16 protein-coding genes are annotated in these 17406 nt (G+C 64.5%); 7 read left to right on the top strand and 9 right to left on the bottom strand.

Annotated features, from left to right (window positions below; genetic code table 11):
* The first annotated feature begins 4 nt into the window (after positions 1-4).
* The 4 genes from F8A10_RS10650 to F8A10_RS10635 all read left to right on the top strand — a co-directional run bounded on the left by F8A10_RS10650 (position 5) and on the right by F8A10_RS10635 (position 4184).
* Positions 5-436, top strand: a complete 432-nt coding sequence (locus F8A10_RS10650; RefSeq protein ID WP_010391826.1) for a MarR family winged helix-turn-helix transcriptional regulator — start codon at positions 5-7, stop codon at positions 434-436.
* Entirely contained in the window at positions 433-2106 is a 1674-nt protein-coding gene (locus tag F8A10_RS10645; protein WP_010391824.1) for an MFS transporter, read from the top strand. The genes F8A10_RS10650 and F8A10_RS10645 overlap by 4 nt, the downstream gene beginning before the upstream one ends.
* Positions 2103-3191, top strand: coding sequence for an HlyD family secretion protein (locus F8A10_RS10640; RefSeq protein WP_085502030.1), 1089 nt, complete (start codon positions 2103-2105; stop codon positions 3189-3191). Before F8A10_RS10645 ends, F8A10_RS10640 begins: the two co-directional genes overlap by 4 nt.
* A gap of 90 nt (positions 3192-3281) precedes the next feature.
* Positions 3282-4184, top strand: a complete 903-nt coding sequence (locus F8A10_RS10635) for an alpha/beta hydrolase (protein ID WP_152367264.1) — start codon at positions 3282-3284, stop codon at positions 4182-4184.
* A gap of 51 nt (positions 4185-4235) precedes the next feature.
* Here F8A10_RS10635 and F8A10_RS10630 read toward each other — a convergent pair whose 3' ends face one another.
* The 3 genes from F8A10_RS10630 to F8A10_RS10620 form a co-directional block, all read right to left on the bottom strand.
* On the bottom strand, positions 4236-6893 hold the full coding sequence (locus F8A10_RS10630; protein ID WP_010391817.1) for a DNA translocase FtsK: 2658 nt from the start codon (positions 6891-6893) through the stop codon (positions 4236-4238).
* Between the two features lie 3 nt (positions 6894-6896).
* Positions 6897-8090, bottom strand: a complete 1194-nt coding sequence (locus tag F8A10_RS10625; protein ID WP_085502032.1) for an aminotransferase class I/II-fold pyridoxal phosphate-dependent enzyme — start codon at positions 8088-8090, stop codon at positions 6897-6899.
* Between the two features lie 128 nt (positions 8091-8218).
* Complete coding sequence (locus tag F8A10_RS10620) at positions 8219-9544, bottom strand: amidase (protein WP_152367263.1); 1326 nt, start codon at positions 9542-9544, stop codon at positions 8219-8221.
* Between the two features lie 93 nt (positions 9545-9637).
* Between F8A10_RS10620 and F8A10_RS10615 the strand changes: the two genes are divergently transcribed.
* Together F8A10_RS10615 and F8A10_RS10610 are read left to right on the top strand one after the other, a co-directional pair.
* On the top strand, positions 9638-10897 hold the full coding sequence (locus F8A10_RS10615; protein ID WP_152367262.1) for a UbiH/UbiF/VisC/COQ6 family ubiquinone biosynthesis hydroxylase: 1260 nt from the start codon (positions 9638-9640) through the stop codon (positions 10895-10897).
* Positions 10898-10986: 89 nt separating this feature from the next.
* On the top strand, positions 10987-11583 hold the full coding sequence (locus F8A10_RS10610; protein WP_085502034.1) for a LolA family protein: 597 nt from the start codon (positions 10987-10989) through the stop codon (positions 11581-11583).
* Between the two features lie 17 nt (positions 11584-11600).
* Here the strand turns inward: F8A10_RS10610 and F8A10_RS10605 are convergent, their stop codons facing one another.
* The 5 genes from F8A10_RS10605 to F8A10_RS10585 all read right to left on the bottom strand — a co-directional run bounded on the left by F8A10_RS10605 (position 11601) and on the right by F8A10_RS10585 (position 15152).
* The gene (locus tag F8A10_RS10605) at positions 11601-12179 is read right to left on the bottom strand and encodes a transglycosylase SLT domain-containing protein (protein WP_010391807.1); all 579 of its coding nucleotides are present in this window, start codon (positions 12177-12179) and stop codon (positions 11601-11603) included.
* 78 nt (positions 12180-12257) lie between these two features.
* On the bottom strand, positions 12258-13301 hold the full coding sequence (modC, locus tag F8A10_RS10600; protein WP_152367261.1) for a molybdenum ABC transporter ATP-binding protein: 1044 nt from the start codon (positions 13299-13301) through the stop codon (positions 12258-12260).
* Entirely contained in the window at positions 13301-13993 is a 693-nt protein-coding gene (gene modB / locus F8A10_RS10595) for a molybdate ABC transporter permease subunit (protein WP_010391805.1), read from the bottom strand. The genes modC and modB overlap by 1 nt, the downstream gene beginning before the upstream one ends.
* Positions 13990-14730 (bottom strand): molybdate ABC transporter substrate-binding protein, encoded by a 741-nt coding sequence (modA, locus tag F8A10_RS10590; protein ID WP_152367260.1) that lies wholly within the window; start codon positions 14728-14730, stop codon positions 13990-13992. The genes modB and modA overlap by 4 nt, the downstream gene beginning before the upstream one ends.
* A 65-nt stretch (positions 14731-14795) precedes the next feature.
* Positions 14796-15152 carry a winged helix-turn-helix domain-containing protein gene (locus F8A10_RS10585; protein WP_152367259.1) on the bottom strand — a complete coding sequence of 119 codons (357 nt, stop codon included), beginning with the start codon at positions 15150-15152 and terminating at the stop codon, positions 14796-14798.
* 106 nt (positions 15153-15258) lie between these two features.
* Between F8A10_RS10585 and F8A10_RS10580 the strand changes: the two genes are divergently transcribed.
* A complete protein-coding gene (locus F8A10_RS10580) occupies positions 15259-16440 on the top strand; it encodes an acetyl-CoA C-acyltransferase family protein (protein WP_152367258.1) in 1182 nt (393 codons plus the stop codon).
* 338 nt (positions 16441-16778) lie between these two features.
* Here F8A10_RS10580 and F8A10_RS10575 read toward each other — a convergent pair whose 3' ends face one another.
* Positions 16779-17393, bottom strand: a complete 615-nt coding sequence (locus F8A10_RS10575; RefSeq protein WP_085502036.1) for a VUT family protein — start codon at positions 17391-17393, stop codon at positions 16779-16781.
* Between the last annotated feature and the right edge of the window lie 13 nt (positions 17394-17406).

Genomic DNA, 17406 nt, shown 5'->3' with positions numbered 1-17406 from the left:
CGCCATGAAAGACCAATCCTCGACCTTGTTTGAGACGCTGATCGGACTGACCAGAACGATACGTTCGGCCTTTGAGCACCGCGTTGAACATTACGGGCTGACTTTTGCCCGCGCCCGGCTGCTGATCATCATCGGCCGCAACGAAGGCGCCAGCCAGGCGGAACTGGCCGAGGAAATGGGGATTGAGACCCCAACGCTGAAGCGCCTTCTGGATGCGCTGGAGTCGCTGGGTCTGGCCGTGCGCCGCCCGACTTTCGGGGACGCACGCAAACATGCTGTGTATCTGACCGACACCGCCCGGATTGAGCCTCTGCTGGGCTTTCGCGCCGAGGCAGACGCCAAGCTGGCCGAGGATATCCCGCCCGAGGATCTGGAGGTGACGCGCCGTACTCTGAAGCAGATGGCCAAAAATGCCGAGAAGCTGAGGAAAGCATGACTGCCACTGCGGCCACATCAGAAGGGGCCGCACCGACGCCCACGCCCCCACCTGCCACCCCGGCGGCGGCGTCATTTGTTACAAAACCCTGGCCGGTGGCCTTGGGTTATATTGGTGCCTCGATCATCATCGGCCTGACGCAGGGGCTGGCGCAGGGCTTTGTCAGTACCAACATCCCGCAGGTTGCTGGTGATCTGGGCATCACCACCACGCAGGCGACATGGCTGATGGCGGCCTTTATGATCCCGCGCGCCTCGATGCCGCTGTTGCTGATCAAGATCCGCACCCAATTCGGTCTGCGCCGCTTTGCCGAGGTCGCAATCTTTGTCTATCTGGCCGTTTCGCTGGCGGCCTTTGCCATTTCGGACCTGCGTTCGGCGGTACTGGTGCAGTTCTGCGCCGGGATGGCCTCGGCCCCGCTTTCGACGCTGGCCTTCATGTATATGCTCGAGCCTTTGCCGCCCCAGTGGAAGATGCGCTTCGGCCTGCCCATGGTGCTGGCCGTGGTCGCGACCGGGCCGATGCTGGCGCGGGTGATCTCGCCTGCGCTGATGGGTGATAACGGCTGGGACGGGCTGCATTACATGGCGCTGGGGATGGCAGCAGTGTCACTGGCGCTGGTCTATGCGCTGCCGCTGACCTCGCAGCCGCGCGTCAAGGTGCTTGCTGCTGCTGATCTGCTTAGCTGGCTGCTGATCGCTATCGGTTTTGGCGGGCTGACGGTCAGCTTTGTCATGGGGTCGATCCATTGGTGGACCGACACCGAATGGCTGGGCTGGACGCTGGCGCTGTCGATCGTGGCGCTGACCGTTGCCGTGGTGATCGAGCTGCATCGCAAGGCGCCGCTGCTTGATATCCGCTGGCTTGCCAGTCCGGCGATGCTGCACCTGACCGTGACGCTGTTGATCTTTCGGCTGGTGCTGTCCGAACAAAGCTCGGGCGCGCCGCGCATGTTTCAGGTGCTGGGGATCACGCAGGACCAACTGGTGGGACTGTTCGGGGTGATCTCGGTTGCTTCGATCCTGGGGGGGCTTGCGCTTGTTCCCTTCATGAAGGCTGAGCGCGTGCCGCTGTTTCACATCATCGCACTGGTGCTGATCGCCGCCGGGGCCTTTATGGACAGCCATGCCACGCAGGACACCCGTCCGGCGCAGATGATGCTTAGTCAGGCGATGATCGCCTTTGCCGGGGCGTTCTTTCTCGCGCCGGCAATGATGCGGGGGCTGCTTGCGGCGCTGGCGCGGGGACCGAATTACATCCTGTCCTTTGTCATCGTGTTTCTGTCCACGCAGTCGCTGGGCGGGGCGATGGGCTCGGGCCTGTTCTCGACGCTTATCAACCACCGTCAGGCCCTGCATCTGCAAGTCCTGCGCGAAGAGCTGACCGCCGCCGACCCGCTGACCACGGCCGAGATCGCGCAGCGCAGCGCCGCCCTTGCCCCGCAGATCGCCGATGCGGCGCTGCGGCGTGCGCAGGCGGTGGCGCAGATCGCACAGGACGCCAGCGCCCAGGCCTATGTCATGGCCTATAACGACGCTTACTTTCTTACCTTTCTGGTGGCGGTGGCAGCACTGGCCGCGCTGCTGCTGCATCTGTTCCGCGACTGGCTGGCAGAACGGATGAAGCCCCTTTTCGCTGCCGCCCGACCCCATCCCGAGTCCGATATATGACCAAGAACCATCTTATCCCGACCCTGATCGCCTTGATTGCCGGTATCGCCGGCCTGCTGATCGTGCTGTACGCTTGGCATCTGCCGCCGTTTCGTCCGGCCCATCCGCAGACCGAGAACGCCTATATCCGGGGCCAGCTCACCTCGATCTCTCCGCAGCTGTCGGGCTATGTCGCCACGGTCGAGGTGCAGGATTTTCAGGCCGTCAGAGAGGGGCAGGTCATAGCCCGGATCGACGACCGCCAATATCGCCAGAAGCTTGCGCAGGCTCAGGCCGCCTTGCAGGGGGCGCAGGCCGCGCTTGAGATTCAGCGCCAAAGCGTTCACTCGGCCCGCGCCAGCCTGCAATCGGCCGAGGCGGCTTTGCGTTCGGCCGAGGCGGCAAGGGACACGGCGAAATCGAACTGGGATCGTGCGCAGGCGCTGCAATCGCGCGGCGTGACGGCGCAAAGCTCGGCCGATCAAAGTGAGCTTGCGCTGCGTCAGGCCGAAGCTGCCGTGACCCAGGCCGAAAGCGCCATCGCGGTTGCGCGTGAAAACGTTGCCGGGGCCGAGGTCGGGCTGGCCTCGAAACGCGCCGGTATCGCCTCGGCCAGGGCCGAGGTCGAGTTGGCGCGGATCGACCTGGATAATACGGTGATCCGCGCACCCGCAGACGGGCGGCTGGGACAGGTAGGCGTGCGCGTGGGCCAATATGTGACCGCGGGGACGGTGCTTGTCAGCCATGTCGGTCCCGAAGTCTGGGTCATCGCCAACTTCAAAGAGACCGAACTGCACGGGATGCGCCTTGGCGACCGTGCCAGCTTTACCGTCGATGCCATGCGACACCGCGCCTTTACTGGCCGGATCGAAGCCTTTTCGCCCGCTACGGCGTCCGAGTTCAGCCTGCTGTCCTCGTCGAATGCCACCGGGAACTTTACCAAGGTCGCTCAGCGCCTGCCGGTACGCATCGCCATCGATCCGGGGCAAGAGATGGCGGAATACCTTGAGCCGGGCCTGTCGGTGGTCGTGACGGTGGACGAAGGCTCGGGGCAGCGTGATCGCTCGGCCAGTCTTGCGCCGCTGGTCATGGGGCATGAGGGTTAAGCCGCTTGCGCGGATGACCGGTGCCGGCTAACCCAGCGTCTGCAAGGGCAAGCCCGTTCACCGCCAGCCCGCAGGCAGACCGAGGTGCGGATGAAGACCCCCATTTCCCGACGTAACCTTCTGGCGGCTTCGCTGATCGCCATGGCTGCATCGGCCCACGCGCAAGAGCGCAGGCCGCGCGGCATGGAGCCGGCTGAGCGTATCGACGATCCCCGCGCCAGCTATTTCGACATTGGTCCGGCACAGAAACCCTGGCGCATCTTTATGGGCCTGCCTGCTGCGCCGCCCCCCGCGCAGGGTTATTCGGCCATTGTCGCGCTGGACGGCAACGCGACCTTTCCGATCCTGTGGCATCTGCGCGAAGAGATTGCGCCCAACGCGCCGGTGGCGGTGGTCGGTATCGGTTACCCGGTGAAGACCCGCTTTGATCCGCTGCGGCGCTGGTACGATCTGACCTCGCCCGGCAAAAAGCCGGTTCCGCCACAGCCTGACCTGCGCGGTCCGGGCGAACGCCCGACCGGAGGGCAGGACGCCTTTCTCGACATGATCGAAACCACGCTGTTGCCCGAACTGGCCCGGCGCGAACTGATCAATCCGCAGGATCTGACGCTGTTCGGCCACTCGCTGGGCGGGCTTTTCGTGTTACATGCGCTTTTTACCCGGCCGCGCCTTTTCGCCCGGCATGTCGCCGCTGATCCTTCGACCTGGTGGAACGCGGGCGAGCCCCTGCGTGAGGCGCGGGCGTTTCGCGGCGGCATATTGGCGGCGGGCGGGCGTCTGGATCCGCCGGCCCCGGTTCTGATCGCCAATTCCGGCAGACAGCCCGAAACACCCTCGCAGCCGCCCGCGATCCTTGCTGCATTGTCCGGTATTCCCGGGCTGAACCTGATTCACCGGCCTTATCCTGATGAAAGCCATGGGTCGCTGATCCGCCCCGCCGCGCGCGACGCGCTGCTTTTACATCTGGGTCGGCCTCAGGAGCAGGGCGAATAAAGAAAAGGCCGGGCTAAGCGGCCCGGCCCAAGTGGCATATGCGTGCGGTTTTCAGACCTCTGGCACCAGAACTTCGCGCTTGCCGACGTGGTTGGCGGGGCTGACGATGCCCTGCTCTTCCATCTGTTCGACCAGTCGCGCCGCCTTGTTATATCCGATCGCCAGTTTGCGCTGGATGTAAGAGGTCGAGCACTTGCGGTCCTTGGCGACGATGGCAACGGCCAGGTCGTAAAGCTCGGCATCGCCCCCCTCGCCCGAGGACAGGCCAAGCACCTGATCTATCGACTCGGCACGCTCTTCGTCCGGACCCTCGACGACGCCAGCCATATATGAGGGCGGGCCAAAGGATTTCAGATGGTTCACGACCTCTTCGACCTCTTCGTCGGACACAAAGGGGCCATGGACGCGGGTGATGCGCGAGCCACCGGCCATATAAAGCATATCGCCCTGACCCAGCAGCTGTTCGGCCCCCTGTTCACCAAGGATAGTGCGGCTGTCGATCTTGGAGGTCACCTGGAAGCTGATCCGCGTCGGGAAGTTTGCCTTGATCGTGCCGGTGATGACGTCGACCGAGGGGCGCTGGGTCGCCATGATCAGGTGGATGCCCGAGGCACGCGCCATCTGCGCCAGACGCTGGATACAGGCCTCGATCTCTTTGCCGGCGACCATCATCAGGTCGGCCATTTCGTCGACGATGACGACGATATAGGGAAAGGTCTCGGGCTGGAACTCTTCGGTCTCAAAGACCGGTTCGCCGGTGTCCTCGTCAAAGCCGGTCTGCACGGTGCGCTTGAACATCTCGCCCTTGTCCAGAGCTTCGCGCACGCGGCCGTTATAGCCCTCGATATTGCGCACGCCCATCTTGGACATCTTGCGATAGCGCTCTTCCATCTCGCCCACGACCCATTTCAGGGCGACGACGGCTTTCTTGGGATCGGTCACCACGGGCGAAAGCAGATGCGGAATGCCGTCATAGACCGACAGTTCCAGCATCTTGGGGTCGATCATGATCAACCGGCATTCTTCGGGCGTCAGCTTGTAGAGCAGCGACAGGATCATGGTGTTGATCGCCACCGACTTGCCCGAGCCGGTGGTCCCGGCGATCAGCAGGTGGGGCATCTTGGCAAGGTTTGCCACCACCGGCCCGCCGCCGATGTCCTTGCCCAGGGCAAGGGGCAGGGGCTGGGAGCCGTCGCCATAGGCCTTGGAGGCCAGGATTTCGCGCAGCACCACCTTTTCGCGCCGGGCATTCGGCAGCTCGATCCCGATGACCGTGCGGCCGGGCACGGTCGACACCCGCGCCGACAGCGCCGACATGCTGCGTGCGATATCATCGGCAAGCCCGATCACCCGGCTGGCCTTAAGGCCCGGGGCCGGTTCAAGCTCGTAAAGCGTGACCACCGGACCGGGGCGGACCTCGGTGATCTGGCCTTTGACGCCGTAATCGTCCAGCACCGCCTCAAGCATGCGGGCGTTTTCCATCAGCGCCTCTTGCGACAGCTGATGGCGCTCGACGGTCGAGGGGGCAGACAGAAGCGACAGCGGAGGCCGTTCGTAATTGTTTGCCGCATCGTCAAAGCGCAGCGCGGGCTGGGCCTCGGATTGCGCCTGGCGTGAGGGGGCGGGCTTTTTCGGCGGCACCACCACGCGCGGGGTTTCGGCACCAAAGGGTGCGGCGGTGACGGGTTCGGGAAAGTGATCCTCGTCGTCGTCCCCGGCCCGCAGCGGAGGCTCATTGCGTGCCGGGGCCGAACGGGCTCCGGTCAGGCGTGCGGTCACCGCCGACAAAAGCCCTTTGCCTTCCGAGCGGGTGCGGATCGCATCGGTGATCCGGGCGCTGATTGCGGCATCCGATGGCGGCTCATCATCCTCGGCGTAATGCGTTTCGGGATCGACAAGCTCAGGCTCGGGCGCGAAATCGCGATCCTCGGCCAAAGGCGCGGGGGCAGGGCGCAGGCCGGGCAGGGCACTGCGACGCGCTTGCGTGGTCTGGCCCTCTCCACGTTCGCGCCGGGTCTCGCCCCGGTTTTTTATGCGCTGTGCCATGCCCGAGGACAGGCGTGCACCACGATCCACGCCGCGCAACGCCAGCAGCCGGGCGGTTGCCAGCCCCTCGCGCAGAAAGCGGGTGATGGCCGTCAGTTCCTTGCGGTCAAAGCCCAGCACGAATGCCAGCAGCGCAACGGCGCCGATGGCGGTCAGCAGCGCAAGGATCTTGATCGCGACCGAGGCCCGCAGAGGCATCGCCGACAGCATGCCCCCCATCAGCATATCGCCCAGATGCCCGCCAAGACCAAAGCTTTGCGTCCAGTCAGCGGGCGGGGCAAGCGAGGTGGCATAGACCGACACCAGCACCATGGCGAGCGGCAGAAAGATGCCGCGCATGATGCGTTCTTCGCCCCGGTGCAGCATCAGCCGCAGGCCCCAGACGACGGCGCCGACCACCAGAACCCAGGTGCCAAAGCCGGTAATCATGAACAGCGCCGAGGCGACATAGGCACCAAAGCGGCCCAGATAGTTCTGCGCCGGCTGGTCGGTTGCGGAAAGGAAACTGGGGTCATCGGGCGAATAGCTGACCAGCATCATCGCGATCAGTACGCCCAGGATGACCAGGCCCGCACCCAGCAGCTCTTTGCCGCGCCGTTCCAGCGCAGCCTGCGTGCTTTGGTCAAACAGCGGATCGCGGTGTTTCGCCTGCCAACTCGCCATGCGTCAACCCCCTTGATACAAACAGTTTTTCAGGCGGTTCAGCGCCGCCTCGGTCTGGTCAGCCGGTGCGACCAGCGCAACGCGGATGAAATTCCGCCCCGGATTTCCGGTGGCGGTGTCGCGCGCCAGATAGGCGCCGGGCAGCACCTGAATGCCGGCCTCGGCCCATAGTTTCTTTGCCGCGGCCTCGCCGTCCCCGACGCTTTCGGGGACCGGCAGCCACAGGAAAAAGCCACCCTGCACGGGTTGATAACCCGGCACATTGCCAAGCACCCGGTCTGCGATCGCATATTTCTGCTGGTAAAGCGCGCGGCTGGTGTCGACATGGGCCTCGTCCGCCCAGGCGCGGGCGCTGACACGCTGAACCGGCAGCGGCAAAGGCGCGCCTGCATAGCTGCGCAACCGTCGCATCTGGGCGATCTGTGCCGCGCCACCCGCTGCAAAGCCCGAGCGCAGGCCCGGCAGGTTCGAGCGTTTCGACAGTGAATTGAACATCACCACCCGGTCGGCCAGCCCCATGCGCGTCGCCACGGCCAGCGCGCCGGGCGGGGGCGCATCGCGCCAGATTTCGGAATAGCATTCGTCGGAAAAGACCAGGAAATCATGCCGGTCGGCCAGCGCGATCAGCTCTTCCAGATAATCCTCGGATGCGATGCTGCCCTGCGGGTTTGCGGGTGAGCAAAGATAGGCCACGGTAGTGCGGTCCAGCACATCGGCGGGCAGATCGGCAAAGCGGGGCAGGTGACCCGTTTCAACGGTGGCCGGGACGAAGACCGCCTCGGCACCTATGGCCGAAGCCGCCACGGCATAGACCTGATAGAACGGGTTCGGCACAAGGATCGCCGGTTTCTGGCCGTTCTTTTGCTCGGGTGCGAGCGCGAGGGCGGCGTTGAACAGCCCCTCACGCGTGCCGTTCAGGGCCATGATCCGCTCGGGGCCGATCTGCAGCCCGTGGCGGCGTTCAAGCCAGTCCGAAATCGCCGCCAAAAGCTCGGCCGTCCCTTCGTTCGAGGGGTACTTGCCAAATTCCGCGATGCTTTCGGCCATGACCGGACCGACGAAATCCGGCAGCGCGTGGCGCGGTTCGCCAATGGTCAGGATCAGCGGATCGCCCCCGGGCTCGATCCCCGCGAGCAGGTTCCGCAGGCGCGGGAATGCGTAATCCGGCAGGTTCGAGAACCGCTCGGGAATTGCCATGACTGCCTCTCAGTCGGGGTCGTTGCGCCCCGTTTTGTCGCAAGATTACCGGCAATCCCCCCATGCGTCCAGAGTTTCACGGGCTGTTTGCGCACCTTGGGCCGCGTTTTTCCCTGAAAATGACTGGTTCAACGCAGGGCAGCCTCGGCCGCGGCGGCGGCGGTAAGCAGGGCGCGGTCGTCGCCTGCCCGCCCCATCAGCATGATACCGCAGGCCGGATGGCCGGTTGGCAGGCTGATTGCGGGCAGACCAAGAAGGTTTGCGATACGGGTATTACGCAGCGTCAGCAGGTTTTCGCGGGTAAAGAATGCCTCGTCATTCAAAAGCCGCTCTACCGGGGGCGGCATGATCGGCACTGTGGGCAGGATCACCGCGTCAAAGCCCGCGACAAGCTCGCGCCAGGTCTCGCGCAGGCGGTCAAGCTCGGTCCAGGCGGCGACGTAATCGGCGGCGAGCACATTCTGGCCGCCGCGGAACCGTTCAAGGATCGGGGGGTGCATCAGCTCGGGCGCGGCCTCGATCTGCGCGCGCCAGATGCCATAGGCCTCGGGCGAGAACAGCAATCCGGCAAGCGTCATCGCCTCGGCCACGCAGGGCGGTGCGGCATGGGTGATGCGGGCGCCGGCGCGGGCAAGGCGGCTGACCGCATCTTCGAAAGCGGCGACCGGTTCGGCGCGCGCCTCGTCAAAGGGCACGCCGTCCAGCACCATCAGCCGCAATCCGCGCGTGTCCATTCCCGCCAGATCGGCAGCAGGTTCGCTGCGCAGAACGGCGAAAAGTTCGGCGCAGTCCTCGACGGTACGGGCGATGGGGCCGGCGACGTCAAAACGGGGACACAGCGGCACGACGCCTTTGCCATTGATCGCGCCGGTCGTCGGCTTGAAGCCCACGACCCCGTTCCAGGCCGCAGGCACCCGCAGCGAACCGCCGGTGTCCGTGCCGATGGCTGCCGCGGCCAGTCCCGTGGCGACCGAAACCGCCGCGCCCGAACTGGACCCGCCAGGTGCGAGGTCCTGATCAATGCTGTTCGGGGGCGTAGCCGTCATCGGGTTTACGCCAAGGCCGGAAAAGGCCAGTTCGGTCATATGGGTCTTGCCAAGGCAGACGAGCCCGTGCAGCACCGCCGCGCTCAGGATCGGCGCGTCGCTTTGCGGGGTGCGGCCTTGCAGCAGGCGCGATCCGGCCTCGGTCGGGATGGCGGCGGTGTCGATATTGTCTTTCCAACTGATCGCTACCCCGTCAAGCAAGCCGCGCCGCAGCCCGGCCCGCGCACGGTCATGGGCGGCGACGGCCTCGGCCCGTGCGCGCGAAGGGGTCAGGCGGGCATAGATCCGCTCGCCATAGGGATGGCGCGTGGCGGCATCCAGATAGGCCTCGGCCTGTTCAAGCGGGCTGATCAACCCTGCCAGAATGGCACGTCCCTGTTCCGCCGCTGATGCCTTGAGCCAATCCATGCGCTTCCCCCGAGCCAATATCTTTATGGTGATGATGCGCAGGCTATCCCGGCGCGGGAAGCCCTGCAATGAGCACGGTGGCAACCATGACACATGGACATTTCGCCGCTGAAAGTCATAGTGCGCCGCATGAGGACCGATTTCGACATCCTGATCGCGGGCGGTGGGCTGAATGGTCCGGCGCTGGCTTTGGCGCTGGCTGACGCGGGCCTGTCGGTGGCCGTGGTGGATACCCGCCCGGCCGATGCCCGCGCCTCTGACGTCTTTGACGGCCGTGCCTATGCGCTGGCGCTGGCCTCGCAACGGCTGCTTGCAGCACTTGGGCTATGGGCCGAGCTGGCCCCACATGCGCAAGAGATCCGCAAGGTCGAGGCGACGCAGGGCCTGCCGGGCGAGGGCGCGGGTCCCTTTGGCCTGCATTTCGACGGTGCCGAGCTGGAAGAGGGCCGTCTGGGCTATATGCTTGAGGACAGGTTCCTTTATCGTGCGCTGCTGGCCGCGATGGGGGGGCGGGTCACGCATCTGCCGGGCCTTTCAGTCATCGGGCAAGAGCTTGAGGGCCCTGCCATCCGCGTCACCCTGTCGGACGGGTGCAGTTTCAGCGCCAGTCTGCTGATCGGTGCGGACGGGCGGCAATCGGGCGTGGCGTCGCGGGCGGGGATCCGGCGCGTCGGTCACGATTATGGCCAGATCGCGCTGGTCGCGGCGGTCGATCACGAATTGCCGCATAACGGCACGGCGCATCAGTATTTCATGCCGACCGGGCCGCTGGCGATCCTGCCGCTGCCGGGTAATCGCAGCTCGATCGTCTGGTCCGAGGCCGAGGCCGAGGCCCGCGCCATCATGGCCCTGCCGGACGCTGACTTTCTGGCGGTGTTGCGCCCCCGCTTTGGCGATTTTCTGGGCGAGATCAGCCTGACCGGGCCGCGATTCTCATACCCGCTGAATCTCACGCTGGCCGAGCGTTACGTTGCCCCCCGCGTGGCCCTGGTCGGGGACGCCGCCCATGGCGTGCATCCCGTCGCCGGGCAGGGGCTGAACCTTGGCCTGCGCGACGTGGCGGCTTTGGCAGAGGTGATCGTTGCGGCCCGCCGTCGCGGCGAAGATATCGGCACCGATCTGGTGCTGGCGCGCTATCAGGGCTGGCGCCGCCCGGATGCCACGGCACTGGCCATGGGTATGGACGGGGTCAATACGCTGTTTTCCAACAAAAACCCTTTGTTGCGTGCGGCGCGGGAAATCGGCATGGGGCTGGTTGATGCCATCCCACCCCTGCGGCGCGGGTTCATGCGGCAGGCGGCGGGCCTTAGCCTTGACCCCATGCCGCGCCTGTTGACCGGGCGCCGGCTGTAAGGAACGCTCACGGCCCTGTCAGCGTTAAGCACGCGCGCATCCAGTGAACGTGATGTGCAAGTCTTTGGAGGTCCGGTATCATTCCGCTCATGAAACTGAAAACGCTCGCCCTTGCGCCCGTCCTTTGCCTTGCCATGGCTTTTCCCGCCTTGGCAGAAAAGATCCCGCTGAATGAGATCTCGCGCTATCTCAACGGCCTCAAGACCGCCAAGGCGGATTTCACCCAGGTGAACGCCGATGGCTCGATCTCGACCGGAGTGGTCTATATCCACCGCCCGAACCGGGTCCGGTTTGAATACAAGGGTGACCGGACGCTGGTTCTGGCCTCGGCAGGACAGGTCGCGGTCTTTGATGGCAAGACGCGCGGCACTCCGCAGCAATATCCGCTGTCAAAGACCCCGCTGTCGCTGATCCTTGCGCCCAATATCAACCTTGGGCAGGCGCGCATGGTCACTGGCTATGCCGAGAAAAAGAATACCACGGTGGTCACGGCTCAGGACCCCCAGCACCCCGAATACGGCAATATCCAGATGGTTTTCAGCGCCAACCCGACGCAGTTGCGCCAATGGGTGGTGACTGATGACACCGGCAAGCGCACGACGGTGATTCTGGGTGAAATGCGGACCGGGCTTAGCTTTCCGCCCTCGACCTTTACCATCGAAAACGAGATCGCCCGCCGCAAATAGGCGGGCGAACCGGCCCCTTAGCGGCACGAGGCGAGCTGTGCCCGGTAAAGCTCGGACCGCTGCTGAACCCTGCCCGCCACATTAAGCAGCCACGGCTTGGAATTGTGCGAACCCCGGGCAAAGCCGTTGCGACCTTCGTGATAGGCAAGATACTGCGCGCCGGCATCCCATTTCGAGATACCAAGTATCCGCGCCGAATCGTTCATGTACCAGCCCATGAAGTCGGTGGCGTCGCGGATGTTGTCGCGGCGCGCGCGGCGGTTGCCGGTCTTTTTGCGGTATTCCTCCCACGTGTCGTCCAAAGCCTGGCTATAGCCATAGGCCGAGCTTTGGCGCCCCATGGGAATGATTCCCAGCGCATAGCGGTGCGGGGTGCGGGCATCGCCGATGAACTTTGATTCCTGATGGATGGTTGCCATCTGGACATGAACCGGTATGCCCCAGCGCCGTTCAGTCGTCTTCATCGCCCGCATATAGGCGGGCCTTTCCGCTGCAAGGGCGCAGGCGTTGTCCAGACTGCGCGGCGCCTTATAGTTTCCGCCGCCCCCGCAAGAGGCCACCAGCCCGACAATGGCGAGCTTGAGAAACCTGTTCATACTGCCCTCATGTCTTTTTTGCGGGGCAGAATAAGCAAATTCCCCGGCCGGGCGCAAATGACAATGGCTCGACCCGGTTTAACTGGGCAGGACCGAGACCGATTTTACGATGGCGTGACACTGGGTTCCGGGCAGCAATTCCAGCGCTTTGACCGAGCGTGGCGTGACTTGCGCAAGCATCCGCTCATTGCCAAAAGAGAGCTGGATCAGCCCGCCATCGACCCGGGCCACAGTAACCGGCAGGACGTTCAGCGCCGAAAGCCCCTGCGGTGCCTCACGGGCAAGGATGACCTCATGGGCGAGGATTCGCAGCCGCAGCGCCTGGCCCTGGGGCAGGTCCAGATCGGGCAACAGCATTGGCCCGCCAGCGGTAGCGACCCGGATCATGCCGTCGGCCTCGCGCCCTTCGACCGTGGCGCTGATCAGGGCCCCTGCCTCGCGCGCGCCAAGCTGGGGCGCAAGTTCGGGATCGGCAAGGATGCGGGTCAGCGGGCCGGAATGCAGCACCCGCCCCTGACGCATCAGAACCACCGTTGTCGCCAGTCGCAGGACCTCGGCCACGGAATGGCTGACATATAGGATCGGTAGCCGGATCTCGTCCCGCAGCCGTTCAAGCCAGGGCATAATCTCGGCCTTGCGGGCCTCATCAAGCGCCGCCAAAGGCTCGTCCATCACCAGCAGCGCCGGGTCCGACAAAAGCGCGCGGCCGATGGCAGCACGCTGACGTTCGCCCCCTGATAAAGTGTCGGGGCGGCGCTGTAGCAAAGGTTCAAGCGCCAGCATTCCGATGATGCGATCAAAGTCCCGCGCCGCGCCGCGCCGCCAGCGCGAGGGGTAACGCAGGTTGGCCTCGACCGTCATATGAGGAAACAGCCGGGCATCCTGAAAAACACAGCCGATGCGGCGCGCCTGTGGGGTAAGGTTGGTGCTGTCGGCAAACAACACCCTGCCATCCAGCGCGATCCGTCCCTGATCAGGTCGCAAAAGCCCGGCAATGGCATTGATCGCCGTGCTTTTGCCGCAGCCCGAGGGACCGAACAACGCCGTTATCCCCGAAGGTGCCTCGAATGCGACATCCAGTGCCAGCCCGGGAAAGCGGTGACGAAAGGCAACCTCAAGCATCAGCCTCGTCCCTTCATCCGCCGTGCCAGCCACTCCGAGACCAGCACCGCCCCCATGGCGATCACCACCGAAACCGCGACCAGTCGCAACGCCGCGCTTTCGCCCGACGGTGTCTGTAACAGCGCATAGATCGCCGAAGGCAGGGTCTGGGTCTGGCCGGGAATGTTCGAGACAAAGGTGATGGTTGCGCCGAACTCTCCCATCGCCTTGGCAAAGCCCAGGGTTGCCCCGGCAAGGATCGCGGGCAGGATCAGTGGCAGCGTCACGGTCAGGAATATCCATGGCCGGGGCGCGCCAAGGGTGGCTGCGGCCTGTTCCAGCCTGGGGTCGACCGCCTCGAACCCCAGCCGGATCGCGCGCACCATCAGCGGAAAGCCCATGATCCCGCAGGCGAGCGCCGCGCCTGTCCAACGGAAGGCAAAGACGATGCCCAGCGGTTTGAGCATACTTCCGACCGGCCCTTGGGTCCCAAATGTGACGAGCAGCAGATAGCCGGTGACGACCGGCGGCAGGATCAGCGGCAGGTGGACGATACCGCTGAGCAGCCCGTGCCCGGGAAAGCGCCGTCGTGCCAGCAGCCACGCCACCCCGATGGCAAAGGGCAGGCTGACAAGCGTTGCCACCCCGGCCACCCGCAGGGACAGGCGCACGGCCTGCCATTCCTGAGGGCCAAGCCAGTCGGTTGGGATCATGGCGCGACGGTAAATCCTTGTGATTCAAGGATGGACCTTGCCGGCTCTTGCGTCAGGCTGTCAAGAAAGGCGGCTGCTTGCGGCGTATCGGCGGCGCGGGTCACGGCCGCCGGATAGGTGATCGGCGCGTGACTGTCCTGAGGAAAGGTCGCGATCACGCCGACACCCGGCTCGGCCACCGCATCGCTGCCATAGACGATGCCCAAGGGGGCCTCTGCGGTCGAAACGAGCTTTAGCGCGGCGCGAACGTTGTCGGCCTGGGCGACCTGCCCCTCGACCTTTTCCCACAGGCCAAGGGTGGTCAGCGCCTCTTTGCCATATTGTCCGGCGGGTACGGAATCGACCAGCGCCATGGCCAGTTTGCCATCACCCAATAGCACGGGCAGATCAGCGATATCCGCGCTGGCCGGCTTGTCGGTCCCGACCAGCACCAGCGTGTTGCCCAAGAGGTCGCGGCGTGTGCCGGGGTCGATATCGTCCGACTTTTGCACCGCATCCATCCATGCCGTCGAGGCCGAGATGAACAGATCAGCCGGTGCCCCCTGCTGGATCTGTTTTGCCAGCTGCGAACTGCCTGCATAGGAAATCACCAGCGTATCGCCATGGGTTTTCTGCCATTCGGCAGCGATCGCATCCAGCGCGTCCTTAAGACTGGCCGCAGCGAAAATAGTGACTTCATCGGCCCGCGCGGCGGGGGCCAAGGCCAGTAAGGCGGCAGCAATCAGGGACAAGCGCATGAGAGGGTCCATTCGTTATGTCTGATTGGACATAACCAGACCGCGACAAGCCTGGCAACCGTTATTTACGTTGAAACATATCGCTGCCCTGCGCGAAGACGGGCCAGATGCTTGGCCCCCTGCTCGCGCAAAAGTGTCTCAAGCGCGCGGTAATCGGCCAGCACCTGCCGGCCCAGATCAGTCAGCTGCGCGCCGCCTCCACGTGCGCCTCCGCGGCTGCTGTCCACCAGTGGCGAGGTGAAATGCGCGTTCATCTCTTCGACCAAAGACCAGGCGCGGCGATAGCTCATCCCCATGCGTCGCCCGGCGGCCGAGATCGAGCCCTCTTCCTCGATCCCTTGCAACAGGTCGGCCTTGCCGCGCCCGAAGGTCAGGCCAGAGTCGAAATGCAGGCGCAGGCTTAGCCGTGGGTCGCTGGTCATGCAGGCATCTTGCGTGGATTCCGTAACGTTGCAAGGGGCCGGGGCTTTCCCGGTCACTGCGGCGCGGCTACGACTAATTGGATTTCAGCATGATCGGGGGGGAATCATGGCCCAGAACGATATCGTCATCCTGTCCGGGGCTCGCACAGCCATCGGCACTTTCGGAGGCAGCCTTGCGGATGTGCCGCCGATCCAGCTGGCCGCGACTGTGACCCGCGCCGCGATCGAGCGCGCAGGCATTACCCCCGAACGTATCGGGACCGTGGTTTTTGGCCATGTGCTGAACACTGAACCACGCGACATGTACCTGTCCCGCGTGGCAATGCTTGAGGCGGGCGTGCCGCATACCACCCCGGCGATGAACGTGAACCGGCTGTGCGGTTCGGGCGCGCAGGCGATCGTTTCGGCTGTGCAGGCACTGACGCTGGGGGATGCCGATTTCGCCGTCGCTGGCGGGGCCGAGACGATGAGCCGCGCGCCCTATGCCGTGCCTTCGGCGCGCTTTGGCGCCCGGATGGGCGATGTAAAGATGCTCGACATGATGGTTGGCGCACTGACCTGCCCGATGGGTACCGGTCATATGGGCGTCACGGCCGAGAACGTCGCGCGCGAGCATGATATCTCGCGCCAGGCGCAGGACGAATTCGCACTGGAAAGCCAGAAACGCGCCGCCGCCGCCATTGCCGAGGGCCGCTTTAAGGAACAGATCGTCCCGGTCGAGATCAAGACCCGCAAGGGCGTGGTCAGTTTCGATACCGACGAGCATCCGAAAGCGACAGATCTGGACAAGCTCGCCGCGTTGAAGCCGGTGTTCCAAAAGGACGGTACCGTCACTGCGGGTAATGCTTCGGGCATCAATGACGGAGCGGGGGCGCTGGTACTGGCGCGGGCCGATGCGGCGCAGGCGGCGGGGACAAAGCCGCTGTTTCGCGTCATCGGCCATGCCGTCGCCGGTGTGCGTCCCGAGGTCATGGGCATCGGTCCGGTTCCGGCGGTTCAGGCGCTGTTGCAGCGCACCGGGCTGAAGGCAGCCGATTTCGACGTGATCGAGTCGAACGAGGCCTTTGCCGCCCAGGCACTGGCGGTGAACAAAGAGCTGGGCCTTGATCCGGCGCGGGTGAATCCGAACGGCGGCGCCATCGCCCTTGGCCATCCCGTTGGCGCGACCGGTGCCATCATCACCGTCAAGACCATGTATGAGCTGATGCGCACCGGTGGCCGCAAGGGGCTGATCACCATGTGCATTGGCGGCGGTCAGGGGATCGCGCTGGCGATCGAGCGTATCTGACCCGCCCGGCGCCCCGGTTTGGCCGGGGTGCTTTCCTGCCGGGATCGCGATTTTCCAGGTGGCAAAGTTCAGGTGCCGCGTGAAATCGGGCTGCGAAGAAATAGCAGAAAAACTGAACGGGCCGCTCTGTAAAAGAACGGCCCGCGAGTTCTTCGGAGATGGTCCGGTTAGGGTTGGTGCCTACCGTCCCAGCCAGGGTTTACAACCCTTGGGGCTGCCCTTAGGCCACGGCTCCCCTGACTGTCCCGACACCTCTCTCCAACATCACTCTCGACACTGGACCACCTCCTTTCAATAAGTTGCCGTATGAATCCAGCCTGCCACAGAACCATTGACAGTCAATGAATTTGCGCGCGGCGGCGGATCAAATTTCCTACAACGATACGGAAAGGGACAAGCGCCAGCACGGCCTGCGCCAGTTTCACGCCACAATCGGCGATGGCCAGAGACACCCAAAGAGGCTGAACCGGACCGTGACCCAGCAATGCAACGGGCTCATTTGCCCAGGAAACATCGTCGCCAGGAAAGAGTGGGGCCAGCTGATCGGCAAAAGCGATGCTGAAAAAGACGGCCGTATCCAGGATCGAACCCGCGACGCTGGCCGCAAGCGGTGGGAGCCACCAGTTGTATTTTCGCAACTGGTTGAAGACCGAGATGTCCATCAGCTGCGCTGAAAGGAACGCCGCACCCGAGGCGACGGCGATGCGCAGCGTGGTCTTGTCCATGCCGGCCGCCACGACCGAACACAGCACTCCGGTCACGAAACCGGCATAGACCACCTTACGCGCAGCGGCGGGGCCATAGATCCGGTTCATGATATCGGTGACAAGAAAGGCGACGGGATAGGTCAGCGCCCCCCAGGTCAGCCAGTCGCCCAGCAGGTGCTGGACCAGAATGTTCGAGGCCACCACGACGGCGGCCATGGCGATGACGCCAGGAAGAATACGGGGCATGTCTGCTTTTCCG

Source organism: Paracoccus kondratievae, from assembly GCF_009301415.1.
Taxonomy (GTDB): Bacteria; Pseudomonadota; Alphaproteobacteria; order Rhodobacterales; family Rhodobacteraceae; genus Paracoccus; species Paracoccus kondratievae.
This window is presented reverse-complemented; position numbering and strand designations above follow the sequence as displayed.